Annotated in this window: 21 protein-coding genes; 17 read left to right on the top strand and 4 right to left on the bottom strand. The window is 60.5% G+C overall.

The window, feature by feature from the left end; genetic code table 11:
- Window positions 1-8: 8 nt before the first annotated feature.
- The gene (locus HNR38_RS09890) at window positions 9-2,876 is read right to left on the bottom strand and encodes an ATP-binding protein (protein WP_183703098.1); all 2,868 of its coding nucleotides are present in this window, start codon (window positions 2,874-2,876) and stop codon (window positions 9-11) included.
- A gap of 217 nt (window positions 2,877-3,093) precedes the next feature.
- On the opposite strand from HNR38_RS09890, the gene cysM reads away from it, so the two are divergent.
- From cysM to HNR38_RS09865, 5 genes are all read left to right on the top strand, one after another.
- The gene (cysM, locus tag HNR38_RS09885; RefSeq protein ID WP_183703096.1) at window positions 3,094-3,987 is read left to right on the top strand and encodes a cysteine synthase CysM; all 894 of its coding nucleotides are present in this window, start codon (window positions 3,094-3,096) and stop codon (window positions 3,985-3,987) included.
- Window positions 3,988-4,015: 28 nt separating this feature from the next.
- Window positions 4,016-5,368 (top strand): 23S rRNA (uracil(1939)-C(5))-methyltransferase RlmD, encoded by a 1,353-nt coding sequence (gene rlmD / locus HNR38_RS09880; RefSeq protein ID WP_183703093.1) that lies wholly within the window; start codon window positions 4,016-4,018, stop codon window positions 5,366-5,368.
- Window positions 5,369-5,388: 20 nt separating this feature from the next.
- Window positions 5,389-7,626, top strand: a complete 2,238-nt coding sequence (gene relA / locus HNR38_RS09875) for a GTP diphosphokinase (protein ID WP_183703074.1) — start codon at window positions 5,389-5,391, stop codon at window positions 7,624-7,626.
- The gene (gene mazG, locus HNR38_RS09870; protein WP_183703071.1) at window positions 7,623-8,462 is read left to right on the top strand and encodes a nucleoside triphosphate pyrophosphohydrolase; all 840 of its coding nucleotides are present in this window, start codon (window positions 7,623-7,625) and stop codon (window positions 8,460-8,462) included. Before relA ends, mazG begins: the two co-directional genes overlap by 4 nt.
- Before the next feature lie 134 nt (window positions 8,463-8,596).
- A complete protein-coding gene (locus HNR38_RS09865) occupies window positions 8,597-8,941 on the top strand; it encodes a pilin assembly protein (protein WP_183703068.1) in 345 nt (114 codons plus the stop codon).
- 90 nt (window positions 8,942-9,031) lie between these two features.
- Here HNR38_RS09865 and HNR38_RS09860 read toward each other — a convergent pair whose 3' ends face one another.
- Window positions 9,032-9,253 (bottom strand): hypothetical protein, encoded by a 222-nt coding sequence (locus HNR38_RS09860; RefSeq protein ID WP_183703065.1) that lies wholly within the window; start codon window positions 9,251-9,253, stop codon window positions 9,032-9,034.
- Window positions 9,254-9,355: 102 nt separating this feature from the next.
- Between HNR38_RS09860 and ppc the strand changes: the two genes are divergently transcribed.
- The 6 genes from ppc to HNR38_RS09830 all read left to right on the top strand — a co-directional run bounded on the left by ppc (window position 9,356) and on the right by HNR38_RS09830 (window position 16,333).
- A complete protein-coding gene (gene ppc / locus HNR38_RS09855; protein ID WP_183703062.1) occupies window positions 9,356-12,001 on the top strand; it encodes a phosphoenolpyruvate carboxylase in 2,646 nt (881 codons plus the stop codon).
- Window positions 12,002-12,067: 66 nt separating this feature from the next.
- A complete protein-coding gene (locus HNR38_RS09850; protein WP_183703059.1) occupies window positions 12,068-13,438 on the top strand; it encodes an HDOD domain-containing protein in 1,371 nt (456 codons plus the stop codon).
- 227 nt (window positions 13,439-13,665) lie between these two features.
- A complete protein-coding gene (adk, locus tag HNR38_RS09845; protein ID WP_183703056.1) occupies window positions 13,666-14,319 on the top strand; it encodes an adenylate kinase in 654 nt (217 codons plus the stop codon).
- A gap of 27 nt (window positions 14,320-14,346) precedes the next feature.
- Window positions 14,347-15,054, top strand: coding sequence for a tRNA (adenosine(37)-N6)-threonylcarbamoyltransferase complex dimerization subunit type 1 TsaB (gene tsaB, locus HNR38_RS09840; RefSeq protein WP_183703053.1), 708 nt, complete (start codon window positions 14,347-14,349; stop codon window positions 15,052-15,054).
- 86 nt (window positions 15,055-15,140) lie between these two features.
- Window positions 15,141-15,515, top strand: a complete 375-nt coding sequence (locus HNR38_RS09835) for a UDP pyrophosphate phosphatase (RefSeq protein ID WP_183703050.1) — start codon at window positions 15,141-15,143, stop codon at window positions 15,513-15,515.
- An 8-nt stretch (window positions 15,516-15,523) separates the two neighbouring features.
- On the top strand, window positions 15,524-16,333 hold the full coding sequence (locus tag HNR38_RS09830; protein ID WP_343068279.1) for a class I SAM-dependent methyltransferase: 810 nt from the start codon (window positions 15,524-15,526) through the stop codon (window positions 16,331-16,333).
- A 9-nt stretch (window positions 16,334-16,342) separates the two neighbouring features.
- On the opposite strand, the gene plsB is transcribed toward HNR38_RS09830, so the two are convergent.
- Window positions 16,343-18,814 carry a glycerol-3-phosphate 1-O-acyltransferase PlsB gene (gene plsB / locus HNR38_RS09825; protein ID WP_183703047.1) on the bottom strand — a complete coding sequence of 824 codons (2,472 nt, stop codon included), beginning with the start codon at window positions 18,812-18,814 and terminating at the stop codon, window positions 16,343-16,345.
- Between the two features lie 141 nt (window positions 18,815-18,955).
- Between plsB and nudC the strand changes: the two genes are divergently transcribed.
- The 4 genes from nudC (at window position 18,956) to HNR38_RS09805 (ending at window position 23,473) form a co-directional block, all read left to right on the top strand.
- On the top strand, window positions 18,956-19,789 hold the full coding sequence (nudC, locus tag HNR38_RS09820) for an NAD(+) diphosphatase (protein ID WP_183703031.1): 834 nt from the start codon (window positions 18,956-18,958) through the stop codon (window positions 19,787-19,789).
- Window positions 19,782-20,609 (top strand): glutamate racemase, encoded by an 828-nt coding sequence (gene murI / locus HNR38_RS09815; protein WP_183703028.1) that lies wholly within the window; start codon window positions 19,782-19,784, stop codon window positions 20,607-20,609. Before nudC ends, murI begins: the two co-directional genes overlap by 8 nt.
- A 206-nt stretch (window positions 20,610-20,815) precedes the next feature.
- Window positions 20,816-22,765, top strand: a complete 1,950-nt coding sequence (gene acs, locus HNR38_RS09810; protein WP_183703024.1) for an acetate--CoA ligase — start codon at window positions 20,816-20,818, stop codon at window positions 22,763-22,765.
- 42 nt (window positions 22,766-22,807) lie between these two features.
- Window positions 22,808-23,473 (top strand): LuxR C-terminal-related transcriptional regulator, encoded by a 666-nt coding sequence (locus HNR38_RS09805; RefSeq protein WP_183703021.1) that lies wholly within the window; start codon window positions 22,808-22,810, stop codon window positions 23,471-23,473.
- Between the two features lie 64 nt (window positions 23,474-23,537).
- Here HNR38_RS09805 and HNR38_RS09800 read toward each other — a convergent pair whose 3' ends face one another.
- Complete coding sequence (locus HNR38_RS09800) at window positions 23,538-24,521, bottom strand: D-2-hydroxyacid dehydrogenase (protein ID WP_183703018.1); 984 nt, start codon at window positions 24,519-24,521, stop codon at window positions 23,538-23,540.
- A 148-nt stretch (window positions 24,522-24,669) separates the two neighbouring features.
- On the opposite strand from HNR38_RS09800, the gene HNR38_RS09795 reads away from it, so the two are divergent.
- On the top strand, window positions 24,670-25,896 hold the full coding sequence (locus HNR38_RS09795) for a pyridoxal phosphate-dependent aminotransferase (RefSeq protein WP_183703015.1): 1,227 nt from the start codon (window positions 24,670-24,672) through the stop codon (window positions 25,894-25,896).
- A gap of 45 nt (window positions 25,897-25,941) precedes the next feature.
- Window positions 25,942-26,517 (top strand): YceB family lipoprotein, encoded by a 576-nt coding sequence (locus HNR38_RS09790; RefSeq protein ID WP_183703013.1) that lies wholly within the window; start codon window positions 25,942-25,944, stop codon window positions 26,515-26,517.

Below are 26,517 nucleotides of genomic sequence, written 5' to 3'. Positions count from 1 at the left end.
GCCCGGACCTAGTCGGCGGTCGCCTGGCTGTGAGCCCGGAACAGGGATTGCCAGTCGGTTCGCTCACTCCATACCTGCAGCCGTTCCATGGCGGCCAGTAACTGGTCCTTGAGTTCTGTCTGGCCGTCGCCCTGGCGTTTCAGGGCCGTTTCCAGTTGCTGGGTGGCGGTGCGCAACTCCGGAACGCCGCAGTAACGGGTGGCACCGTGCAGCTTGTGCACACACTCGAGCAGGTTGCTGATGTCGTTACTGCTCCAGAGTAACTGAATCCTCTCCATGTCGGGCTGTAGCTGCTCCAGCAGCATGCTGAACAGTTCTTCTGCCAGGTCCGGCTTGCCGCCGGCCAGCCGGATACCCTCATCAATACTGACACAATCCTCCTGCATGCTGCGGTTCGAGGGACGGTGGGCCCGGTCCGACTCCCGGTTATTGCCATTGTTATCCCGGCTGTTTTCGCCGGTGACATCAACGCCGGTATGTTCTTGCACCAGTGCGGCCAACTGGGCACTGCTGATGGGCTTGGTGATGTAACCATCGAATCCCTGTCGGCGCAGTTGCTGTTGCTCTTCGGAGAGGGTGTGGGCGGTCAGGGCGATGATTGTGGTCCGATGTTCGGGGGTGTCCAGTTCACGAACACGGGCCGTGGTTTCGACGCCGTCCATGCCGGGCATCTGCAGGTCCATGAAAATCAGGTCGAACGGCTGCTTGCGGACATGGGACAGAGCCTCAAATCCGCTGGTTGCGCCAACCGGATCCAGTCGATAGTCCCGCAGCAGGGTCAGCACCAGCTTGAGATTGGCGTCGTTATCGTCCACCGCCAGTATGCGGGGGGCATTCTGTCTGGACGGTGGCGGCAGTCGCTGGGGCTGAGGGGGCGGCAACGCAGCGCCGCCGGGGCTGCCATGGATCAGCAGCATCAGTTCGCTGTACAGCGGCTCCCGGCACACCGGCTTTACCAGGTGACCACTGGCCAGGCCCGTGAGCGGGATATCCTGGGTTTCCAGGGTAGGGGTCAGCAACAGCGTGCGGCAGTCCCGTTCAACCTCCAGGGTGTGCAGTAACCGGTAATACTGCCGGGACGTCTGCAGGTGCCGGGTGATGCCAATGATGGCCACGGCGTAGCCTCTCCGGTTGCGTTGGGCCTCTTCGACTTTTTCCTGCAGGGCTTCGGGCGAGGCGGCCCGCTCCAGTGAAACGCCCCAATCGCGTAACAGGTGCTCGAGGGCCAGGCCGCTGGTTTTCTGGTTTTCCAGATAGATTACCCGTTCGCCCTGCAGTTCCTCGCGGGCATCGATAGCCTGGGTGCTGACGGTGACCTCTGTTACCAGCGTGAACCAGAAAGTAGACCCTTTGCCCAGCTCGCTTTCCAGGCCGATGCTGCCGCCCATTTCCTCCACCAGACGCTTGGAAATGGCCAGGCCCAGGCCGGTGCCACCGTATTGCCGGGCCGTGGAGGGGTCGGCCTGGCTGAAGGCATTGAACAGGGACTGCTGCTGTGCCCGGGACAGCCCCACGCCGGAGTCTGTGATGCTGAGTCTCAGGGTGACCCGATTGCTTTGTTCATCTTCCTCCTCGAGGCTCGCCCGCAGGACCACTTCGCCCGTCTGGGTGAACTTGATGGCGTTGTTGATCAGGTTGGTGATGACCTGCTTCACCCGCAGGGGATCCCCCATGATGTTGTCCGGGACATCCTGGTAAACCAGTGGCACCAGGTCCAGCCCCTTGGCGTGGGCAGAGGGGGCCAGCATCACCATGACCTCCTCAATGATGGAGCGGAGCTGGAAGGGGGTCCGGTCGAGGATCAGTTTGCCGGCCTCGATCTTGGAGAAGTCGAGAATGTCGTTGATGATGGTGAGCAGGATCTCCGAGGACTTGCGGATGGTGTTCAGGTGATCCTGCTGCTGGCGCGGCAGCGGACTCTTCTGCAGCAGTTCGGTGAAACCGATGATGCCATTGAGCGGGGTGCGGATCTCGTGGGACATGTTGGCCAGGAATTCCGACTTGATACGACTGGCCTCGAGCGCCTCCTTGCGGGCGAAATCCAGCTCAATGTTCTGGATCTCGATGGTTTCCAGGGTTTCGCGCAGGTCCTCGGTGGCCTGATCAATGTTCTGCTGCATTTCCGCCTGGGCTTTGCTCAGCTCCGAGGCCATGTCGTTCAGGCCGGATTCCAGTTGTTCGAACTCGGGGCCGGCGGCGGTGTAGACCCGGGTGTCGAGTTTGCCTTCCCGGAAACGCGCTACGGCCTCGGTCAGCTGGAAAATGGGATCGGTGAAGGAACGGCTCAGGCGCAGGGCGATGGCCAGGCTCAGCAGCACGCCGCCGATCACCAGAAGCAGGGAAATCAGCAGGGCCTTGTAGGTTTCTTTCTGGGTCCGCAGGTGGGACATCTCCACCGCTGTCCAGCCCAGGGGGGCGCTCTGGCTGGTTCCTGAAGAGCGGGCGCCGGGGTCCAGTACCGAATCAATCATCAGGTCCTGGAGGAACACCGGGGTAATGAACAACGTACTGTCGCCCCGGGCAAACCGGACGGCCCGGTCGGCTTTCAGGTCTTCCGGTGGCAGCGTGTCCGCGCGGCTGGGCCCGGTATGCAGCAGACGGTCGCCGTCGCTGGTATAGAAGGTGATGGAGCGCACGTCCTGTTCTTCAAGCAGGGCGTTGGACAGGTTGGTCAGCAGGCTGCGGTTGCCGGTGAACAGCCCATATTCGGAACCGGCAGCCAGTTGGCGTGAAAGCGATTCGCCACGGTCCTTGAGCAGGCTCTCGATGTTGTTGACCCAGCTGTAAGTGAAAAACAGGCCGAGTAAAAGCGTGATCAGCAAAGTGGGAACGAGCGTTACCACCAGGACCTTTTTGCGAATGCCCCAACGCCGCATAAATGTGTTCCTGTCGATCTTCCGGGCTTCCTGGGGAGGTCAAACCTCCGGCTACATCCGTGTCAGGATAGATGATCCGGAACCATATGACTGCATCTATGGTCCCAAGCTCGTTGGGTTATAGCCGGGTGTCATTGTGTTAGCGACAAGCTGTATTGGGACAATCCGGCCATAACGCGTATGATTCGAATCCGAAAGTGTACCACAGGGTTCAACCATGATTTTTCCCACCATTGAAGATTATGTCGGGCACACTCCCCTGGTGCGTCTTCAGCGTCTGCCGGGCGACACGTCCAACGTTATTCTCGCCAAGCTGGAGGGCAATAACCCCGCCGGTTCGGTGAAGGATCGTCCCGCCATGGGCATGATTCAGGAGGCCGAACGCCGAGGCGAGATTGCGCCCGGTGACACCCTGATTGAGGCAACGTCAGGCAATACCGGCATTGCCCTGGCGATGGCTGCCGCCATCAAGGGCTACCGCATGAAGCTGATCATGCCGGCGAACATGAGTGAGGAACGCCGGGCCTCGATGCGTGCCTACGGCGCAGACATCATCACCGTGACCAAAGACGAGGGCATGGAAGGTGCCCGGGATCTGGCGTTGCGTATGCAGGAGAACGGGGAAGGCAAGGTGCTTGACCAGTTCAGCAATCCGGACAACCCGTTGTCCCATTACCGCACCACGGGGCCCGAGATCTGGGAAAAAACCGAGGGCAAGGTGACCCACTTTGTCAGCTCCATGGGAACCACCGGCACCATCATGGGGGTCTCCCGGTATCTCAAGGAGCGCAACCCGGATATCCGGATCATCGGCCTGCAACCGGAAGACGGGGCCTCCATTCCCGGTATCCGGCGCTGGCCCGAGGCCTATCTGCCCGGAATCTATGATGACAGCCGGGTGGACGAGGTGCTGGACATCGGCCAGCAGGAAGCCGAGGAAACCATGCGGGCACTGGCCTCCGAGGAGGGGATTTTCTGCGGTGTGTCTTCCGGTGGCTCCATTGCTGCCGCACTCCGGCTTTCCCGGCAGGTTGAAAACGCCATCATTGTGGCCATCATCTGTGACCGCGGAGATCGTTACCTGTCCACCGGTGTATTCCCGTCCGCGTGATCATTACCAGACAAGAGACATCATCATTATGAGCAAGCGCCGTCGCAAGGCCCTGCCCAAGGAGCCCCTGCGCTGTCACATCGAAACCCTGAGCCATGACGGCCGGGGGATTGCGCGTACCGACGAAGGCAAAACCCAGTTTGTCGATGGAGCCCTGCCGGGCGAAACCGTCATGGCAAAAATGGTGGGTACCCGAAGCCGGTTTGACGAGTTGCGGACACTGGAGGTGCTGGAATCGTCAGCGGAGCGCCAGCAGCCGCCCTGCGAGTTCGCCGATCTGTGTGGCGGCTGCAGTCTGCAGCACATGGGGCCGGATGCCCAGATCCGGTTCAAGGAACAGACCCTCCGGGAGCATTTTGCCCATTTCGGGGGCATTGAGCCTGAAGAGTGGATTGCGCCCATGCGTTCACCGGACGCTCTGGGCTATCGCCGCAAGGCCAGGCTGGGGGTGCGGTTCGTCAAAGCCCGGGATTCGGTACTGGTCGGCTTTCGCGAAAAGCGCAACAGTTTTCTGACCGACATTGACCGCTGCGTGGTACTGGACCCGCGTATCGGCGAGCGGATCGAGCCCTTGCGGGAACTTCTCTACGGGATGGATGCCTACGACCGTATCCCGCAGGTGGAAGTGGCCTGCGGCGATGACAGTGCGGCCATGGTGTTCCGCAATATGGACGAACTCAGCTCCGGAGACCGGGAAAAGCTGGTCGCCTTTGGGCAGGCCCATGACTTGCATATCTATCTTCAGCCCAAGGGGCCGGACACCGTGCATCGAATCTGGCCGGCGTCTGCCGGTCGTGACGAGGAGCGCCTGAGCTACCGGATGGAGAGCCATAACCTGGTCATGCAGTTCCACCCCATGGACTTCACCCAGGTGAACGCGGGAATCAACCGGGACATGGTGGCACGTGCCGTGGACTGGCTGGATGTTCAGCCGGATGAGCGGGTTCTGGACCTGTTCTGTGGTCTGGGCAACTTCACCCTGCCGCTGGCCCGCCGTGGCGGGCAGGTGGTTGGTGTCGAAGGCGATGACGCCATGGTGGTTCGCGGGCGGGAAAACGCCCGGCTGAATGATTTGGACAACGTGGACTTCTTCGGGGCGGATCTGCACGGTGATTTCACCGGCCAGAGCTGGGCCCGGGAAGGCTTTGACAAGATTCTGATCGACCCTCCGCGTTCAGGCGCGGAGGAAATCTGCAAGTACCTGACAGCGTTTGGAGCAGGTCGCATTGTTTATGTGTCCTGCAATCCAGCCACCCTGGCGAGGGATGCCGGGGTTATGGTGCGCAATGGCTACCGGCTGGTCCGGGCGGGTGTGATGGACATGTTCCCGCACACCACCCATGTCGAGTCCATTGCCCTGTTTGTAAGGGACGACCACTGACCACCACATAAGTTTCTGCCATGGTTAAAGTAAGGGAAGATTACGCGGTAAGCGGCGACGGCGAAGTCGATATCGATCGTTGGGTAACCCATATTGCCGAACAGACCTACCTGGAGAACCCGGACGAACTCCGTCGCGCCTGCGAGAAGGCCGCCAGGATCGATCTGGAAGCCTATCGGGCGGATCGTCTCTGGACGGACGGCTCCAGCAGCTTTCTGACCGGCCTGGAGATGGCCCAGATACTGGCTGAGTTGCACCTGGATCAGGCCAGTCTGGTAACCGCGGTACTCTACCGGGCCGTCCGCGAGGAGCGGGTGTCACTCGAGGAGATCCGACTGGAATTCGGTGACGAGGTGGCAGGACTGATCAACGGCGTCCAGCAGATGGCGGCGATCTCTTCCGTGCATCATCCGCTCAAGGGCAATGTGCTTGGTCAGAGTGAGGGCCAGCTCGATAACGTCCGCAAGATGCTGGTAACCATGATTGACGACGTCCGGGTGGCGTTGATCAAGCTGGCCGAACGGACCAGCGCCATTCGAGCGGTCAAGGATGTTTCCGAGGAAAAACGGATGCGGGTGGCCCGGGAGGTGTTCGACATATACGCGCCGCTGGCCCACCGGCTGGGTATTGGCCACATCAAGTGGGAACTGGAAGACCTGTCTTTCCGTTATCTCCACAGTTCCGCCTACAAGAAAATCGCCAAGCTGCTCGATGAAAAACGCCTGGACCGCGAGAGCTACATCCGGCGGGTGATCGATACCCTGCAGACGGAGCTGAAGGCATCCGGGATCAAAGGAGACCTGAGCGGTCGAGCCAAGCATATTTACAGTATCTGGCGTAAGATGCGTCGCAAGGGCATCGATTTTTCCCAGGTCTACGATGTTCGCGCGGTGCGCATCCTGGTTCCGGAGGTGCGCGACTGCTATGCCGCCCTGGGGATTGTGCACAACCTCTGGCGGCACATTCCCAATGAGTTCGATGACTACATCGCCAACCCCAAGGAAAACGGATACCAGTCCCTGCATACGGCGGTGATTGGCCCGGAAGGCAAGGTGATGGAAGTCCAGATCCGCACCCACGCCATGCACGAAGAGGCAGAACTGGGGGTTTGTGCACACTGGCTGTACAAAGGCACGGATACCAAGAACAAGTCGGCAGGCTATGACGCCAAGATCAACTGGTTGCGTCAGGTTCTGGAGTGGCAGGAAGAACTGGGCGACCTGTCCGGCCTGGCGGACCACCTGAAGAGCGACGTGGCCTCCGACCGGGTTTATGTCTTCACGCCCGAAGGTCATGTGGTGGATCTGCCCCAGGGCGCCACACCGGTGGATTTTGCCTATCGGGTACATACCGAAATCGGGCATGCCTGCCGGGGTGCCCGGGTCAACAGCCGGATCGTGCCGTTGACGTACCCGCTCAAGACCGGCGACCAGGTGTTTATCCTCACCTCCAATAACCAGGCGCCCAGCCGTGACTGGCTGAATCCGAGCCTCGGTTACATCCAGACATCGCGGGCCCGGGCCAAGGTGACCCACTGGTTCAAGCTCCAGGACCGGGACCGGAACGTCGCCGACGGGCGAGCCATTCTGGAGGATGAGTTCAAGCGTCTGTCACTGTTTGATATCGACCTGACCAAGCTGGCGGCCAAGGTCAATTACCAGAGTGCGGATGACATGTTCGCGGCTGTCGGCGCCGGTGATCTGCGCCCCACACACGTGGCGAATGTTGCCCAGCAGTTGCTTGAGCCGAAAACCGAGCAGCTCGACCTCAAACTGGCGAGCAGTCGCAAGAAACCCTACGACACCGAATCAGACATCCAGATTCTGGGGGTGGGCAAGCTCAAGACCCAGGTGGCCAAATGCTGTAAACCGCTGCCTGGCGATGCCATCGGCGGTTACATAACGGTCGGCCGTGGAGTGACGGTGCACCGTCAGGACTGCCTGACCTTCCTGAACCTCCAGGAATTCGAGCCGAATCGCATCATCGAGGTGAACTGGGGTGGTAAACCGGCGGCGGTCTATCCGGTGGATATTGAGATCGAAGCCTACGACCGGTCCGGGTTGCTGCGGGATATTACCCAGGTGCTGTCGTCTTCCCGTAGCGACGTGCTGTCGCTCAATACCTTTACCAACAAGGACGACAACAGCGCCACCATGATGGTGACGGTAGAAATTTCCAGCCTGGAGCAACTGGCCAGGCTGCTGGCACAGATTCGGAACCTGCCGAACATCATCGACGTGAGGCGAAAGCGGGGATGACTTACTCCATCGACGACCTGAAATACCTGATGGCCCGCCTGAGGGAGCCGGAAACCGGGTGCCCGTGGGACACCAAACAGACCTACGCCAGCATCGTTCCTCATACCATTGAAGAGGCCTACGAGGTGGCCGATGCCATCGAGCGGTCGGACTATCCCCACCTCAAAGATGAGCTGGGCGACCTGCTTTTCCAGGTGATCTTTTACACCCAACTGGGGCAGGAGGATGGCCATTTCGACTTTGATGCCGTTGTGGACCATCTGGTACGCAAGCTGGTTCGCCGTCACCCCCATGTGTTTCCGGAAGGCACCCTGCAGAGTCGGGTGGATCCGGACAACCGGCCGGATGATGACTGGATCCGTGAGAGCTGGGAGCGCATCAAGGCGGAGGAACGGGCGGAAAAGCCTGAAGACGACGAGCCCCAGAGCCGGCTTGACGGTATCGCCCGGACCCTGCCCGCCATGGCCCGGGCTGAAAAACTCCAGCGCCGCGCCGCCCGGCACGGCTTCGACTGGCCGGATCTGCCGCCCATATTCGACAAGCTGCACGAAGAAATCGACGAACTCCAGGAAGCCTGGCAGGCGGCACAGACCGGTGAGGGTGACGCGGATGCCGTGGAGGACGAACTGGGTGACCTCCTGTTTGTCTGTGTGAACCTGGCACGGTTCATGAAAGTTAATCCGGAGCAGGCCCTCAAACGTACCAATCACAAGTTCGATGCCCGTTTCCGGGCGATTGAACGTGTGCTGGCGGCCGAGGGCCGCGACATGGACGGGGAGTCCCTGGCGTCGCTGGACCGGATCTGGCAGAGGGTTAAAGGCGTCGAGAAAGAGTAGCCAGGAGCGGTGGATAGGTACAATCCGTTACCGAATACACGCAGTCTCTGATGCACTCTTCGTCTACACTTCCGGCGTGGGCGCACTGCTCGGGTGCGTCATGCCGTAGAATAAGATGTAGGGGTCAAGGCACCATGAAAATCAATGAACTGGTCAAGCATTGGGAGAAACACGGTCGGGGACGCCTGACCAGGGACGCTGCTTACCTGAACCTGTCAGACGAGCACCACGAGGTGCTGCAGAAACTGGCAGCCATGTATCCGATGAAGTCTTCCCAGGATCTGATGCGCGATCTGCTGTCCGCTGCCCTGGATGAGCTGGAAACCAGCTTTCCCTATGTGCAGGGCGACAAAGTGGTGGCGTACGATGAGGACGGTTTTGAAATCTACGAGGATCAGGGCCTGACGCCGCAATTTGTGGCCCTGAGCAAGAAGCATATCCAGAAACTCAAGGAACGGCAGCTGGAATCCGTGGCCTGACTGTCCACTCCTTGCTTTGACAGGCAGGGCTGACGGCTCCGGACCTTCAGATTCCGGAGCCGATGGCCTTCCCTCCCTGGCTGATGTTGCCTACTTCAGCCGGTCCTTCAGCGGCCCGCGGCTCACCAGGTCATCCAGCGCCGCCGCAATCATGTCATTGAGTATCTCGCTTTCACTGCGGTCCGGGTAAAGTTCCGCCAGTGCCGCGATGCGTGCGGCATCTTCAAGTGGCAGACGCAGGTTGTACTCGTGGCTGCGTTCAAGGGCCTGTTTTTCCTTTTCCCAGTGCTGGGGCAGGTCGGTTACTTTCATGGCTGCTCCTGGGCGAATTCGCAGAATCGCTCTTGCATGTTGTTGATTGCTCCCTAGTATCGTAAGTTTACTTCGTCTGCGTCAATTGAGAAGGAAGCCAAAGTGTCTGAACTGCATCCTGATCTGCGAGAGAACGTACGTATGCTCGGGGAATTGCTGGGCCAGAATATCCAGCATTATCCGGGGCAGGACTGCTACGAGCGGATTGAAGAAATTCGCGCGGCTGCCAAGGCGGATCGGGAGCACGAGAGTGGCTCAGACCAGCGTCTGGTGAAACTGCTCGGCAGGCTCAGCGATGATGAGCTGCTTCCGGTGACGCGCGCCTTCAACCAGTTTCTGAACCTGGTCAACCTCGCCGAACAGTACCATGGTATCCGCCGTAACCAGGGCCACCCCTCGGACCTGATGGTGGAGTCACTCGGCGACATGTTTGACCGGCTCAAGGATGGCGGTATCGACCCCGACGAACTGCACCGCCGGGTGGCCGATCTGCGTATCGAGTTTGTGCTGACCGCCCATCCGACCGAAGTGGCCCGTCGAACCCTGATCCTCAAGTACGATGAAATGTCGGATTGCCTCGCCCGTCTTGATCATGAAGACCTCCTGCCGGCTGAGCGCGAGGAAATCGTGGACGACCTGTCCCGTCTGATTTCCGAAGCCTGGCATACCGATGAAATCCGTCATGAGCGGCCGACGGCGGTCGATGAGGCCAAGTGGGGTTTCGCCGTTATCGAGAACAGCCTGTGGGAGGCCCTGCCCCGTTTCCTGAGAAGCATGGACACCTCGCTGGAGGGCGCTACGGGCAAGGGCCTGCCTCTGCAGGTGTCACCCATTCGAATCGCCTCCTGGATGGGAGGCGATCGCGATGGCAACCCCAATGTGACCCACGAAGTCACCCGAGAAGTCTTCCTGCTCGGACGCTGGATGGCGGCGGATCTCTACCTCCGTGATATCCGTTCATTGCGGGCAGAACTTTCCATGTGGCAGGCCAATCAGGAGCTCCGCTCCGTGGTTGGCGATGCCCGTGAACCCTATCGGCAGGTATTGGGTGATCTCAGGGAGCGCCTGACCCGAACCCGTGACTGGGCAGAAGCGCGGATCCGGGGTGAGTCCGCCGATGAAACAGACATCCTGTTTGAAAACGAGGATCTGACCAGGCCACTGGAGCTCTGCTACCGGTCACTGGTTGACTGTGGGCTTGAGTCCATCGCCAATGGCCCACTGCTCGATACCATCCGCCGGGCCCATACCTTTGGTCTGCCCCTGATACGGCTGGATATCCGCCAGGAAGCCTCCCGTCATGCTGAAGCGGTGGCTGAGATCGTCGACTACCTGGGCATGGGGGATTATCTGTCGTGGTCCGAGCAGGAACGCCAGGCCTTCCTGATTCGTGAGCTGAAAGGCCGCCGGCCTCTGGTGCCCCGAAACTGGCAAGCATCCGATCCGGTGCGGGAAGTGCTGGCCACTTGCGAGGTGGTTGCCCGGCAGACCCCGGAAGCTCTGGGATCTTATGTCATCTCCATGGCCAGCCAGCCTTCGGATGTGCTCAATGTCATTCTGCTGTTGCGCGAGGCCGGCATGAGCTTCCCGATGCGCGTGGTGCCGCTGTTTGAAACCCTGGACGATCTCCAGGGGGCGCCGGCGGCCATGGAGGCCCTGTATCAGCTGGATTGGTACCGCGATTACTGTGAAGGGCGTCAGGAAGTGATGATCGGCTACTCGGATTCGTCCAAGGACGCCGGTCAGCTGATGGCGGCCTGGGCTCAATACCAGGCCCAGGAAAAACTGACCGCGGTGGCCGCCCGGTATGACGTGCACCTTACCCTCTTCCACGGCCGGGGCGGCACGGTTGGCCGCGGTGGCGGGCCGGCCAACCGCGCGATCCTGTCCCAGCCGCCGGGCTCGGTGAATGGCAGTTTCCGCATCACCGAACAGGGTGAGATGATCCGCTTCAAGTTTGGCTTGCCCCGCTTGGCGGTCAAGAGCCTGACGCTTTATGCCTCTGCCGTTATTGAGGCGACCCTGGCGCCACCACCGGCCCCCCGGGACAACTGGCGGGAAGTGATGGACTGGCTGACCGAGCGCTCACTGAAATCGTACCGTCAGGTGGTTCGGGAGAACCCGGATTTTGTTCCCTATTTCCGCCAGGTGACGCCGGAAACGGCACTGGGCAAGCTGGCCCTGGGCAGCCGGCCGGCACGGCGCAAACCCACCGGCGGGGTGGAGAGTCTGCGGGCGATCCCGTGGATCTTTGCCTGGACCCAGATGCGCCTGATGCTGCCAAGCTGGCTGGGCAGTGATCACGCACTGGAAGAGGCCGCACACCATGAGCGCCTGCCGGAACTGCGGGAGATGATGCAGGAATGGCCTTTCTTCCGGACCTATGTCGATATGCTGGAGATGGTATTGGCCAAGGCTGATTTGCGCATCGCCAGCTATTACGAGCAGACACTGGTGGAAGATGACAGCCTCCGGGCTCTGGGGTCAGAACTTCGCGAGCGGCTCAGTGGCTGCATCCAGCGGGTGCTGGAGCTCAAGGAGCAGCAGGTGCTGCTTGAAGACGAGCCGGTGTTTGCGCATTCCATGAAAGTGCGCAACCCCTATACCGATCCGTTGCACTACTTGCAGGCGGAACTGCTCAAACGGGATCGCCAGAGTGAAGGCAAGGGCGAGGTGCCTGAGCTGGTGGAACGAGCCCTGAAGGTAACCATGGCGGGGATATCCGCTGGTATGCGCAATACCGGCTGATACCGGTGGTTATAGGCCAGGTCGGGGCGGGATAGCCCCGGCCCCATTCACACAGGAGTTGATCCCTTGGCATTGTCAGAGAGGCTGGCCCATTTCCTGGACCGAAAAGGCGTCCATTACCAGCAGATTGATATCGAACCGGTGGCTAACCTGGATGCAGCGGTGATCGCGTCGGGCAAACCCCAGCGGGATTTTGTCCGGGCCACATTGCTGATTGATATCAGTGGGGTGGTGATGGTGGTTCACCGCTTTGACAGTACGCTGGACATGGATGCGATCGGCCACTTTACCGACCGTCGCCTGCAGCCCTTGACGGCCCGCCAGGCCGCACGACTGTTCAGTGATTGTGATGCCGGTTTTGTGCCTCCGGTCGGCGCCCCCTGGGGCGTGCCCGTATTGCTCGATGAGGATCTGGCGGAGGCTGGCCAGGTGGTGTTCTCCGGAGGAACGGATAACAGCCTTGTGGAAATGGATGGTCGGGGGTTCCGTCTGATGCTCGCGGACGCGCGCCGTGGTCATCTGGTGATCCGAGGGCAGGGTACGGGCAGTCGTGATGCACTGACTCTTGAAGATGTGGCAGACCGGCTCCAGCGCCTGTACCGGTTGCCGCCGATGCCGGCGTTGGCCCTGAGGATACTGCGCCTGACCGCCAATAACGATTCCAGCGCCCGGGAGCTGGCAGAACTGATCGAGTTTGATCCCAGCCTGACCGCCCAGATTATGCGCTATGCCCGCTCGGCATTGTTCAACTACGCCGGGCAGATCAATTCGGTACAGGAAGCCGTGACCCGGGTTCTCGGTTTCGATCGGGTGGCCCACATCGCCCTGGGGATCGCCTCCATCCGGGCCTTTGATGTGCCCCGGGAAGGCATGCTGGGCATGGACGCCTTCTGGCGTCACTCGCTTTACTGCGCGTTTCTGAGCCAGAGCCTGGCGGAGTTGTCCGGGCGGGACAAGGGACTGGCCTATCTGTGTGGCCTGCTGCACAACTTTGGACTGCTGCTGATTGGCCACTTGTTTCCCTCCGAGTACGAAGAGCTCAATGCCCTGCGTGAGATCAACCCGGAAGTCAGCATGCATTCACTGGAACAGGAAGTGTTTGGTCACGGTCAGGGACAGGAGATACTGGCCGTCGGGCATGGTGCCATCGGCGGCATTCTGCATCGGTTGTGGCAGTTGCCTGAGCCGGTGATCAAGGCGGCGGCCATGCATCAGAATCCCGGCTATCAGGGCGAGCACGCCGATTATGTTCACCTGGTACAACTGGCCAATGCGTTGCTTAAGGACAAAGGCATTGGCGACGAATTCAATCCCGACGATGTGCCGGCTCTGGCGAAGGAACTGGGGCTGGATATGCCTGCAGTGGAGCGGGCTGAGCGGGAGATGGAGCAGGTTGCGCCCAACCTTGATGTTCTGGCATCCTCACTTGCCTCATGATGTTGGGGGAAGGTCCAAAGGTTGTGGCTCCCGCGGGGCTGGCGACGTCCTGCCATGAGACGGAGGTAGACTTTCTCTGCCCGGACTGACTTCGTATAATGCCGCCTCAAAATCTGAGCAAGCGCGTCATCAGTGCCGGCCGCGAACCAGGGGAGAGGTTGTCGCAAAGGCATGGGTCTTTGCCGCAGCTTTTCTAACGATAATACAATAGTACGGAGCACAACGTTATGCGAATCATCATGTTAGGCGCGCCCGGCGCTGGTAAGGGTACCCAGGCCCAGTTCATTACCGAGCGTTTCGACATTCCCCAGATTTCCACGGGCGATATGCTGCGCGCTGCCGTGAAGGCTGGCACCGAGCTTGGCAAGAAAGTTGAGCAGGTTATGGCTTCCGGCGGGCTGGTGTCTGACGACATCATCATCGCCCTGATAGAAGAGCGTATTCAGGAACCGGACTGCAAGAACGGCTTCCTGCTGGATGGCTTCCCGCGCACCATTCCCCAGGCTGAAGCCCTGAAGGATCAGGGAATTGCTATCGACTATGTGGTCGAGATTGCCGTGGATGACGAGGAAATTGTCAGCCGTCTGTCCGGTCGCCGCGTGCACGAGGGCAGTGGCCGTATCTACCACGTGAAATATGATCCGCCCAAGGTTGAAGGCAAGGATGATGAAACCGGCGAACCGCTGGTTCAGCGTGAAGACGATCAGGAAGCTACCGTCCGCAATCGCCTGAAAGTCTACCATGATCAGACGGCTCCGCTGGTCGGGTTCTATCAGGACTGGGCTGAGAAGACGCCGGCAGACGCCCCGAAATACGTTCGTGTTGAGGGTGTTGGCAGCATGGACAGCATTCGCGACCAGATCCTGTCTGCACTCAAATAAGCTTGCAAAGGCAGCCCCGGAGGCCCTGTGAAGTTACTGGCACTGGATACGTCTTCGGCAGGCTGTTCCGCCGCCCTGTGGCTCGATGGCCGGGTCACAGAGCGGTTTGAGTTGGCCCCCCGGGGCCACACCCGCCTTCTGATGCCCATGGTCCGTGAGCTGCTCGCTGAAGCGGCCGTGACTCCGCAGGATCTTGACGTCCTGGCGTTTGCCTGTGGCCCCGGGTCGTTCACCGGGCTGCGTATTGCCACCGGTGCCATTCAGGGCCTGGCCTGGGGGCTGGACCTGCCGGTTGTGCCCGTGTCCTCTCTGGCAACGGTGGCGTTATGCGCCATGGATACACACCAGATCCCGGAAGGTCAGAACGTGGCAGTGGCGTTCGATGCCCGCATGGGCGAGGTCTACTGGGGCGCGTTCCGCAGCGAGGCGGGCCTGCCGGTGAGCCTGGAAGCCGAGCGTGTCTGTCCGCCCTCCGCTGTATCACTGCCGGCAACCGGAGACGCTGGCGCATTGTGGCTGGGCGCCGGGCAGGGCTGGTCCCTGCAGCAGCAGATGCCGGAAGCCGTGGTTGCGCGGATGCAGACGATTGATGAAACGCTGGTTCCCAGGGCAGCACAGGTTGCCCGGCTGGCTGAGGCTGGCTGGCACCGGGGCGAGGCCGTCAGCGCTGAACAGGCCCAGCCTGTCTATATCCGCGATGAGGTGACCTGGCAGAAACTGCCGGGCCGTGGCTGAGCCGGGACCGGATTCCGGCTTTTCATTCGCCGGTCTTTCTTCCATAATGTCGTTTACCCTGTTTATTATTTGAGCGGTATCTGCCCATGATTGGTGGTATCAATTCGGCCAATGCCTCCCTGATCCAGACCGGTAACAACACGCCGGCCCGGGAGCGTTCGGATGTTGCCAGGGCGCCTGCGGCTTCACCTCAGGCCCGGGACCAGGCCGTTCGTCAGGATCTGGGCGCTCCGCGCCAGCAGCAGGACACCAATACCCCGAACCAGCCGGTGACGCCCGAGGATTCCACTCGGCGTGTTGAAGCCCGTCGGGCGGCAGAAGATGTCCAGCTGGAGCGCTTCCGGGCAGACGAGGTCAATCTGCCAACGGCTCGGGCGCTGTCTACCTTTGCCGGTGTTGCCGCTGCCGGTCAGGAGTACGAAGGCAACGGTCCCGTTGCCGGCATTGATATTCTGGTCTGATCCCTTTCGTGTTTTCCCCGTCTTCCCTCTCTGACTTTCTGGCCGTCGGCTGCGCGCCGCTCGGAGACCAGCATGTGGCCCGTGCCCTGGCGGCGGATCTTGGTCTGTCCTGGCTGGGTGTAGTGGATGCCCGGAAAGTCCGCAGTCATGAACTGATTCTGTTGAGTGATGAACGGGGGCTGGCTCTGCAACAGACCGGCAAGGGTGCTCCGGGCCCGGTCCGTGCCGAATTTGTGACCGGTAAAATGGGGTATCGTCGTGAACATGGCGGGGGTGCGGGTCAACTGGTGTCCCGGGCGGTGGGACTGCAGAAAACCCGATCGCCGCTGCACGTGCTGGATGCCACAGCGGGGCTGGGGCAGGATGCGTTTGTCCTGGCCGGGCTCGGGTGTCGGGTCAGCCTGTTTGAACGCAATCCGGTGATTCACGCGCTGCTGGCGGACGGCCTGGAGCGGGCCGCCCTGAACCCCGACTGTGCACCGGTTGTCGCCCGCATGGCGTTGCAGGCGGGCAGCGCCACTGACTGGCTGGACACTGCCGGGCCGGAGGCTGCTGACGTTATCTATCTTGACCCGATGTTCCCCCACCGTGACAAGTCCGCCAAGGTGAAGAAGGAAATGCAGGTCTTTCGCCAGATCGTGGGGGATGATGATGACGCACCGTCCCTGCTGCAGGCCGCCCTGACACATGCCCGTTACCGGGTTGTGGTGAAACGGCCGCGCAAGGCGCCGGTGATTGAGGGTCCCGAGCCGGCCACCCGGATCGAGGGCAAGAGCAGCCGCTACGACATCTACGCGCTCAAGGCCCTGCCGGCCTGAGCCTGCTGGTCAGGCGTCCAGCATGGTGATCTGCTGGATGGCCTGGCGCTTCTCCACGCTCAGTACCAGACGGGCATCCTCGGCGACGTCATCCAGTCCATCCCCGAAACACAGCAGGCCATTTTCGTCCGTGTGCAGAACGCCATTCTTCTGCATGTTGGCAATGAAGTTGCGGAACAGGGTCTTGTCGAAGAATTCCGGTGCGTTCAGGCCGAACAGGATCGACATGCGCTCGGCCAGCAGGGTGCTCTGTTGCTCCAGTTCGGCGGCGGTCAGTTTGCCGGAGCCGTATTTGCGCAGGATGCCGAGCGTGATGTGGTAGCGCTCCAGGGTCTGGATGATGAAGCGGGAGAGCAGCCGGGTGCGCAGCATGGCTTCGGTGCCTTCCTCGGGCCGGGCGATGCGGCCATCCTTGCGGGTAATCAGCAGGCCCTGGTGAGTGAGAATGTCGATCCAGTGATCAATTACCGTGGCTATCTCGTCCTGGGAATACTGCAGGAACAGCTCGGACTGCAGGTAGGGATAGGCGGTGGTGGCGAGGAAAAGAATCTTCTGGCGGCTCAGGTTGGCCTTGTTTTCAAACAGGCTGGCAATCAGTGACGGTAACGCGAACAGATGCTGGATGTTGTTCCGGTAGTAGGTCATCAGCGTGGCGTTGCTGCCTGTCAGGGCAATGATGTCTCCCAGCTTCTGGGGTTGGCGGATGACAAGCCCCATGCTCTCGCAGTAGGCCAGCCAGTCCCGGCCGTCTCCGGCCGGCAGGGTGACGGTCTGGGCATAAGGGTAGGCCCGCAGAAGGTCGGCGTACTGGTCCATCAGCCGAATGAGCTGGCCTTCGTCCATGGCCATGCGATCGGTGCCCAGGAGCACGGTGGCCGTCATGTTGATCGGGTTGACGGCAACGGCAGCATTGATGCGGCTGGCCACCTGACGGGCCAGAGTATTGACCGCCTCGGGCAGCCATTCCGGCCGGTATTCCGAGTTGTAGGCCTCCTGGCGCCAGCTGTCGTGCACCTGGTCCAGAACATCCGCCAGGGCAATGGGGTCGCCGAAATTCAGCGATACCCGTCCGAAGGATCGGGTCAGTTTGCGGGCGGTCCGGGCCAGGCCGATAACCGATTCTTTCTGTTTTTTCTTGCCGCGCAGTTCGCCCAGATAGGAGCGTCCTTCCATCACTTTTTCGTAGCCGATGTATACCGGTACAAAGACGATGGGTTTGCGATGGTCCCGCAAGAAGCTGCGCACGGTCATGGACAGCATGCCGGGACGCGGTTGCAGCATCCGGCCTGTGCGCGAGCGCCCGCCTTCAACAAAGTACTCCACGGAGTAGCCCCGGGTGAACATGACATGCATGTATTCGTTGAATACGGTGGCGTAAAGCGGGTTATCCCGGAAACTGCGGCGCATGAAGAAGGCACCGCCCCGGCGCAGAATGGGGCCAACAACCGGCATGTTGAGATTGATGCCTGCCGCGATGTGGGGCGGCATCAGGCCGTTGCGGTAGAGCACGTAGGACAGCAGCAGGTAGTCGATGTGCGAGCGATGGCAGGGCACATAAACCACCGCGTTGTCCTGGGCGGCTTCCCGGGCAACCCGGATATTGTTGATGGTGATGCCCTTGTAGATCCGGTTCCAGAGCCAGGACAGGATGCGTTCCAGGAAGCGGATGGTGACCACCGACATGCTGGCCGCGATTTCGTCAGCGTAGCGGTAGGCCCGTGCCCGGACTTTCTCGGGTGCTATGTCATCCCGGGCAGCGGTTTCCCGGATGGCTTCCTTGACCGCCTGGGTGCGGATCAGGCCTTCCACCAGGGTCCGGCGATGGGAGAGGTCCGGTCCCAGCACCGCCTGGCGGACCTTCCGGAAGTGAGTGCGTAGCAGCCGGGCCAGCTTGCGCCGGGCTTTCTCCTCGTTGTCCCGGTATTCCTCGGTGATTTCCTGCAGGGACAGCGGCTGGTTGAACTGCACGTAGGTATTGCGTCCGTGCAGAAGGATAATCAGGAATTTCTGCAGTCGGCCGGCCACGGACCAGGTGTCTGACAGAAGCAGCTTGAGCAGGGACTTTTCCTTGTCGGGTGAGCGCCCCCAGAACAGTGAGACCGGAACAATCTGGACATCTTCGTCCGGGTGTTCAACGCCAAACTGGACCAGATCCGTGAATTCCCTCGTCGGAACCGGCTTGTGTCGGCCGCCCCGGAACAACCCGCCAACACGCTGGTACAGGAAAAAGAAAGAATGCGATGGCCCGTTTTTCACCGGCAGAGCCCTGGACACCCCGGGCAGGCCGGCGCGAATGACTTCCTGCTCCAGTACCAGGCGGCTGGACAGCGAGCTGTATTGCAGGACATAGCAGACCGGCTTCTCCGGATCCAGGTTCAGCGTTTCCAGGGAGTTGCCGCTGACGTTGGTCCGGACCCAGAGGAACAGTATTTTGCGCAAAAGAGTCAGGATCAGGCTGCGAATACCCTGGTAAAGTCGCATAAAATGAAGGCTCCGGTGCAGGAATTAGGCGCCAAGTTTACCGGGTTGGGAGGGCGGCGCAAAGCCGGATACTGATTCTGGCCGCCGCCCTCGTGTGGTACATTCGCAGGCCTACCCAAGTATTGCTGACAGGTCGCAGGTATGGGCGGAAAGGAAAGTGTTTGGCAGCCGGGATGGACAGAAGAGGCCCCTGTGGAAGGGGATCTGCTACTGGCTTTCAGCGGCAACAGTATTCTCAAACCCGGTGATGGCTGGTTCCTGCGCTGGGGCGGGCCGGAAATGGGAGACAGTCGCCCGACCGCCCTCTGTATGGGCAGCTGGGGCAGCCAGCGGGTATACGTGACCCAGTTGCCGGATCCCGGCCTTCCGGGACTGGAGGTGCTGACGTTGCGCGAAGCCCTGCTGGCGACACCGGACGCGCCGCTGGCGCTGATCAACACGGCTTTCCAGGTCTGGCAATGGTGGCGTGATCACCAGTTCTGTGGTCGCTGCGGCGAGCGCACCGGGCCTCACCCGCGGGAACGCGCCCGGTGGTGCCAGCACTGCAATATTCCCTGGTATCCGCGCATCGCTCCCTGCGTGATTATTGTCATCCGCCGGTCGGACCGTTTCCTGCTGGCCAAGTCGGCGCGAACGGGGCGTAACTTCTACAGTCTGATCGCCGGTTTTGTGGAGCCTGGTGAAAGCCTGGAGCAGGCGGTCGCCCGGGAAACGCGAGAAGAGACCGGTCTGGAAGTCGAAAATATCCGTTATCAGGGGTCCCAGCCCTGGCCGTTTCCCCATCAGCTGATGATGGGATTTTATGCGGATTACCGGGCAGGCGATCTGACGCTCCAGGAGGATGAGCTGGCGGATGCCGGCTGGTTTACGCCGGATGATCACCCGCCGATCCCGCCGGAAACCACGATTGCCGGCCGGCTGATCGAGTCGATGAAAGAGCGGATCAGAGCCGGGGGCAAGGGCGACCGTGTCTGAGCGTCGTCCCCGGGTTCTGGTCTTTGATTCGGGGGTGGGTGGTTTCAGCGTGGCTGAATGTATCCATCACCAGCTTCCCGGCGCGGAAATGATCTACCTTGCCGATAATGCCCTGTTCCCCTACGGCGACCAGCCGGCGGAGGTGGTGATAGAGCGTTGCTGTCGCCTGATTGATCGCGTGCTGACCAGTCTGCCCTGCGATGTGGTTGTGGTGGCCTGCAATACCGCCAGCACCGTGGTACTGCCGCGCTTGCGGCAAACGGTGGCGGCGCCTGTGGTTGGGGTAGTGCCCGCGATTAAACCGGCGGTGGCCGTCACGCACAATCACCGTATTGGTTTGCTGGCTACGCCGGCAACGGTTCGTCGTCCGTATCTGGATGATCTTGTCCGGCAGTTTGCTCCCCACTGCGAGGTGGTCCGGGTGGGGCATCCCGCGCTGGTGCGCTGGGCTGAGGAGCTGGTGGCTGGTACCTCGCCGGATCAGGTGGATGTCAATCACCTGCTTGAGCCGCTAAGGGAAGCCGGCGTCGATACCGTGGTGCTCGGCTGTACCCATTACCCGCTGCTGTTGCCATGGCTGCGCGAGGGTCTGCCGGAGCGCACGATCTGGCTGGACTCCGGTGAGGCCATCGCCAGACGTGTGGCCTATCTGTTGGACCAGCAGGGCCGGGGTGTTGCCGCGCGAAGCCCGATGACGGCGCTGCGGCCAGTTGTCAACGAAGCCCTTTTTACCGGTACTGCACCGACGGGCCTGGCGGACTTTCTGGAGGCGTGCTCCATCCCGGTGGGCGTTATCTGTGGAGAGTGGGGCACTGTTTGATGAATTTGTTGTCAGATCAGTGACGGTTCGGCGCATTTTCAAGCCGATCCAGTGGAGTTTCATGCAAGGTTAGTACGTTGGTCTAATTCATTGTGCGGCGGCACCCGTGTTGAACTACGGGTATATGCCTATAGGGCTCAAAAGGTCCGATCACCCTTAACCAATAAACTGACAATGACAACAGACTCTTATTAAAGGGGGAGCACATGAGTGACAAACAGTTGTATCCGGTAGCACCGGAAGTGGCCGAGCGCGCTCTGGTCAGCCGTGAACAGTATGAGGAGATGTACCGCCAGTCCGTTGAGGATCCGGACACCTTCTGGGGCGAACACGGCAAGCGCCTTGACTGGATCAAGCCCTACACCAAGGTCAAGAACACCACTTACGATTACAACAATCTGTCCATCAAGTGGTTCGAGGACGGTGTCCTGAACGCCTCCGCGAACTGCCTGGACCGTCACCTGGACAAGCGCGGTGATCAGGCTGCCATCATCTTTGAAGGTGACGACCCCTCTGTTTCCAAGGAAGTCACTTACCGGGAGCTGTACGAGGAAACCTGCAAGTTTGCCAATGTGCTCAAGGACCAGGGCGTCAAGAAGGGCGATGTGGTGACTATCTACATGCCCATGATCGTCGAGACCGCCGTGGCCATGCTGGCCTGTGCCCGCATTGGCGCGATCCACTCGGTAGTGTTTGGTGGCTTCTCTCCCGAGGCACTCGCGGCGCGTATCGTGAACGGTAAATCCCGCTTTGTGGTCACCGCCGATGAAGGTCGTCGTGGTGGCCGTGCGATTCCGCTCAAGAAAAACGTCGATGCGGCTTTGAAACACGAGGATGACGCCAAGGTCGACAAGGTGGTTGTGGTGACCTGCACGGGCAATGAGCAGGTGCCCTGGGATGACAGCCGTGATGTTCGTTACGAAGATCTGATGAAAGGTGCCTCCACCGAGTGTGAGCCGGAGCCGATGAATGCGGAAGACCCGCTGTTCATGCTGTACACCTCTGGTTCCACCGGTACCCCCAAGGGTGTGCTGCACACCACCGGTGGTTACATGGTCTACACCTCCATGACCCACGAATACGTCTTCGATTACCACGACGGTGATGTCTACTGGTGTACCGCTGACTTTGGCTGGGTCACCGGCCACAGCTACATTCTGTACGGCCCGCTGGCCAATGGCGCCAAGACCCTGCTGTTCGAGGGTGTACCCAATTACCCGGATGCCTCCCGCATGGGGCAGGTGGTCGACAAGCACAAGGTCGACATCCTGTACACCGCGCCGACCGCGATTCGCGCCCTGATGGCCCAGGGTGAGCATGTGATGGACGGCACTTCCCGCGACAGCCTGAAAGTGCTGGGTTCAGTGGGTGAGCCGATCAACCCGGAAGCCTGGGAGTGGTACCACCGTGTCATCGGCAACAGCCAGTGTCCGATCGTTGATACCTGGTGGCAGACTGAAACCGGCGGCATCCTGATTTCTCCGCTGCCGGGTGCTACCGACCTCAAGCCAGGGTCCGCCACCAAACCATTCTTCGGTGTTCAGCCCGCCCTGGTCGACAACGAGGGTAATATTCTCGAAGGCAAGACCGAGGGTAACCTGGTGATCCTGGATAGCTGGCCGGGACAGATGCGGACCATCTACGGGGATCACGAGCGGTTCGCCCAGACCTACTTCAGCACTTACAAGGGCATGTACTTCACCGGTGATGGTGCCCGTCGGGACGAAGACGGTTACTACTGGATCACCGGCCGGGTGGATGACGTTCTGAACGTCTCCGGTCACCGTCTGGGTACCGCTGAAGTCGAAAGCGCCCTGGTGGCCCATGACAAGGTGGCTGAAGCGGCCGTGGTCGGCTATCCGCACGACATCAAGGGTCAGGGCATCTACGTCTATGTCACCCTGGTGGAAGGCGAAGAGCCCTCCGACGAGCTCAAGAAGGAACTGGTCCAGTGGGTTCGCAAGGAGATTGGCCCGATCGCCTCTCCGGACGTGATCCAGTGGGCACCTGGACTGCCCAAGACCCGTTCTGGCAAAATCATGCGCAGGATCCTGCGTAAAATCGCAGCCAATGAGCATGATCAGCTGGGTGATACCTCCACTCTGGCCGATCCGGGCGTCGTGGACGAACTGATCAGCCACCGGGAGTTCAAATAATCCCGGTGTTGGTCAGCTGATAACCTGTAAGGAATCTTCTGAATGGCACAAACAATTATCGTCGCTGATGATCACCCGCTGTTTCGGGCAGCACTGAAGCAGGCGGTCAATCAGGCAGTGCCCGATGCCGAGACGGTCGAAGTCGACAGCATCAAATCACTGCAGGCGGCGGTAGAGTCGCACCCGGATGCCGATCTGATCCTTCTGGATCTGAATATGCCGGGTGCGCACGGCTTTTCGGGGCTGGTCTTCATGAGGGGCCAGTACCCGGGACTGCCGGTGGTGGTTGTGTCCGGTTCGGAAGACCTTCAGGTTATGCGCCGTTCCGTGGATTACGGCGCCTCGGGTTTCATCCCCAAGTCAGCTCCGCTGCCGACCATTACCGAAGCCATTCAGGCGGTACTGGAGGGTGAGGTCTGGCTGCCCGAAGGGGTGGCCGACAAGATCGAGCGTATGCAGGCGGAAGCCACTGACTTTTCCGAGCGCCTGGCGTCACTCACGCCCCAGCAGTTCCGCGTGCTGGGCATGCTGGCTGAGGGGCTTCTGAACAAGCAGATCGCCTACGATCTGGACGTTTCAGAGGCTACCATCAAGGCGCATATCACGGCCGTGTTCCGTAAGCTGGGTGTCCGTAACCGGACCCAGGCCGTGATTGCTATCCAGCAGATGGAGATTGATCCATCGGAACAGTCATTGTCCGGTAGCTGATACTCCGGGCGGATAAAAAAACGGGAGCCACTGGCTCCCGTTTTTTTATGGAGGCAGGGGCGCGTCAGCGGCTGCCGGCATACCCCAGCTTTTTGTCAACCAGGTTAAACAGGTCTTCGTTGCGGCTCCAGAGATCAAGGTTCTCCAGGAACTGATCGGTCAGGGCCCGTTTCCAGCCGATGAAATCGCCGGCCATGTGGGCCGTCATGATCACGTTCTCATAGTCCCACAATGGATGATCGGCCGGGACCGGCTCCTCCTCGAACACATCCAGGGCTGCTCCGGCAATTTCACCGGAATCCAGCGACTTGAGCAGATCATCGGTCCTGACGATCGGACCGCGACCGATGTTGATCAGCCTTGCCGATGGTTTCATGGCGCTGAAGGCCTTCTGGTCAAACAGGCCTTCCGTCTGTGGGGTGAGCGGGGCTGCGATCACCACGTAGTCCGCGTGCCCGAGTTGGTCGAACAGCTGCTCGTTGCTGTGGACAGCGGAGAAATCCGGGTCATCCTGCCGGGCGGTGCGGGCCACCCCGTGAGGATCCATTCCGATGCCTTTGGCAAGGCGGCCGATCTGACGACCGATGGAGCCGGCACCGACCACCAGAACCTGTTTGCCCTCGGCTCTTTCGGTATCGCGGTGTTGCCACTGGTGGTCCCGCTGCAGCCGCAGTGATCTTGGGAAGTCCTTGGCAAACATCAGCAGGGTACAGAGCACATATTCGGCAATGCTGCGGTCAAAAATACCCCGAGCATTGGTGACCGTTACATCACTGTCAATCAGGGCCGGAAACATCAGGGCATCCACGCCGGCACTGGTGGCGTGAATCCATTGCAGCCGGTCTGCTGCGGGCCATGCTGCTTCCAGTGCTTCTGTCCGGAAGTCGGTTACCATCATGATGTCCGTGCCGGGCAGGGTATCCCTGAGCGTTGGCTCGTCACAGGCGAAGCGAACTTCGGCCCGTGCCTTGACCGCGTCGATACCCGGGGGCGCCGATTCTCCGGGCGCGGTCAGTACGGTGACAACCGGTTTGTTGGAAACAGTCATCTGTCCTCCGATGAGAGCTTGAGTGGTGTCAGATTGACTTACAGTCTGGTCGGCGAATGAACGCTGGTCAACCTTGCTTGCTCCCGCCTCTGATACTGGCTAACCTGCACCCGTGGTTCCCAATTTTTCCTGCTGTCAGGAGGTGTATATGGCAGATTCCGTGAGCAAGGACACCGGCCAGGCCAAGCCACGTAAAGTGAAGTACCGCAAAGCGAAAGCGAGCTGGAACCCGGCGATGCAGACCATTCCTGTATCGGGTATCCGTCGCCTGGTGAATATGGCGTCCACGATGAAGGATGTGATTCATCTTTCCATCGGGCAACCGGACCTGCCGACACCCAAGCATGTGATCGATGCCTATGTGGATGCCCTGAACGCGGGGCAGACAGGTTACACCATGGATGCCGGGCTGCCGGAACTCCTGGTGGCCCTGCGCGACTATTACGGCAAGCGCTACAATCGCAAGCTCACCCGCGACAACATCCTGATTACCAGCGGCGCGACCGAGGCCATGTACCTGGCCATTTCGGCGACGTCGGCTCCCGGCCGACAGTTTCTGGTCACAGACCCGTCGTTCCTGCTGTATGCCCCGTTGATCCGTATGAACGGGGGTGAGGTGAAGTACATCCCGACGCGGGCCGAGAATGATCACCAGCTGGATCCGGATGAGGTTATCCGGGCCATGGGATCGCGCACCTTTGCCCTGATCCTGAACAACCCGAACAACCCCACCGGGGCGGTATACCCGCGCAGCACGGTGGAGACCATTCTGGAGGAATGCGCCTATCGCGGTATCCAGGTCTATGCCGATGAGGTCTACGACCACCTGCTGTTTGACGATGATGACTTTGCCAGTGTGCTGAGCTGTTCCATGGATCTGGACAACATCATGTGCATCAGCAGTTTCTCCAAGACCTACAGCATGGCCGGTCTGCGGGTTGGCTGGGTGATTTCCAGTCAGGCAGCGATCAAATCCCTGCGTCGGTACCACATGTTCACCACCTCGGTAGCCAATACCCCGGCGCAGTTCGCTGGTGTGGCGGCCCTGACCGGAGATCAGCAGTGCGTGAAGGATATGGTGGACATCTACCGGGAGCGCCGTGACAAAGTGGTTGATCTGGTCGATCAGACGCCTTATCTGAGCGGCTACAAGCCAGGCGGCGCGTTCTTCTCGTTCCCGAGTCTGCCGCCCCATGTGGATGGCTCTGACCTGGCCCTGCGCATGCTCAAGGAGACCGGTGTCTGTGTCGTACCGGGGGATGCCTTTGGCGAGAGTTGTACCAACGCCATCCGTATCAGTTTCTCCACCAGTTGCGAACGTCTGGATGAGGCCTTTGACCGGATCATCCCCTGGATGGCCAAACAGCAGTACTGACAGCGGCCGGCCAGAGCCGGAGCGGGACCTTCAGAGGACGCACATATGACCCGATTGACAGGCTCCGCCCCCTGGCTGGTGCTGGTGTCGATGGTCATGATGCTGGCTGGCTGTGCCAGCATCATGACGCCTTACAGTATTTCCGAGGCAGAGATCGAGCGGCATCTGACCGATGCCGTCGAAGCCTTTGATCGCCAGCAACTGCAGAGCGGCTCGCCGCTGAGCCTGAGTCTGGACGATGCCGATATCACGCTGGGGCCCGATGGCCGCGATGTGGCGGTGATTGATGTCCGGGGGCAGGTGGCTCTCAATGCCTTGATGACCCGACTGCCGGTGGACCTGGCCCTGAAAGTGGAAGGGGCTCCGGTTTACGACAGCGAAGAAAAGGCCGTTTACATTCGCAGGCTTCGTTTGCTGGAGAGCTCTGTGGAGTCGCCCTTCTTCCGGGGCGACCTGGCGCCGGTGACCGAGGCAGTCATGCGTTCGGTGGCGCAGATGCTGGAAACCATGCCGGTTTACCGGCTGGATGAAAGTGATTTCAGCCAGCGGATGTTCGGCATGGTCCCCATGGACATCCGGGTGGCGCCCGGCCGGCTCGAGTTCGTCATGGCCGACCGGTAG

The organism is Marinobacter oulmenensis, assembly GCF_014201735.1.
Lineage (GTDB): Bacteria > Pseudomonadota > Gammaproteobacteria > Pseudomonadales > Oleiphilaceae > Marinobacter > Marinobacter oulmenensis.
This window is presented reverse-complemented; position numbering and strand designations above follow the sequence as displayed.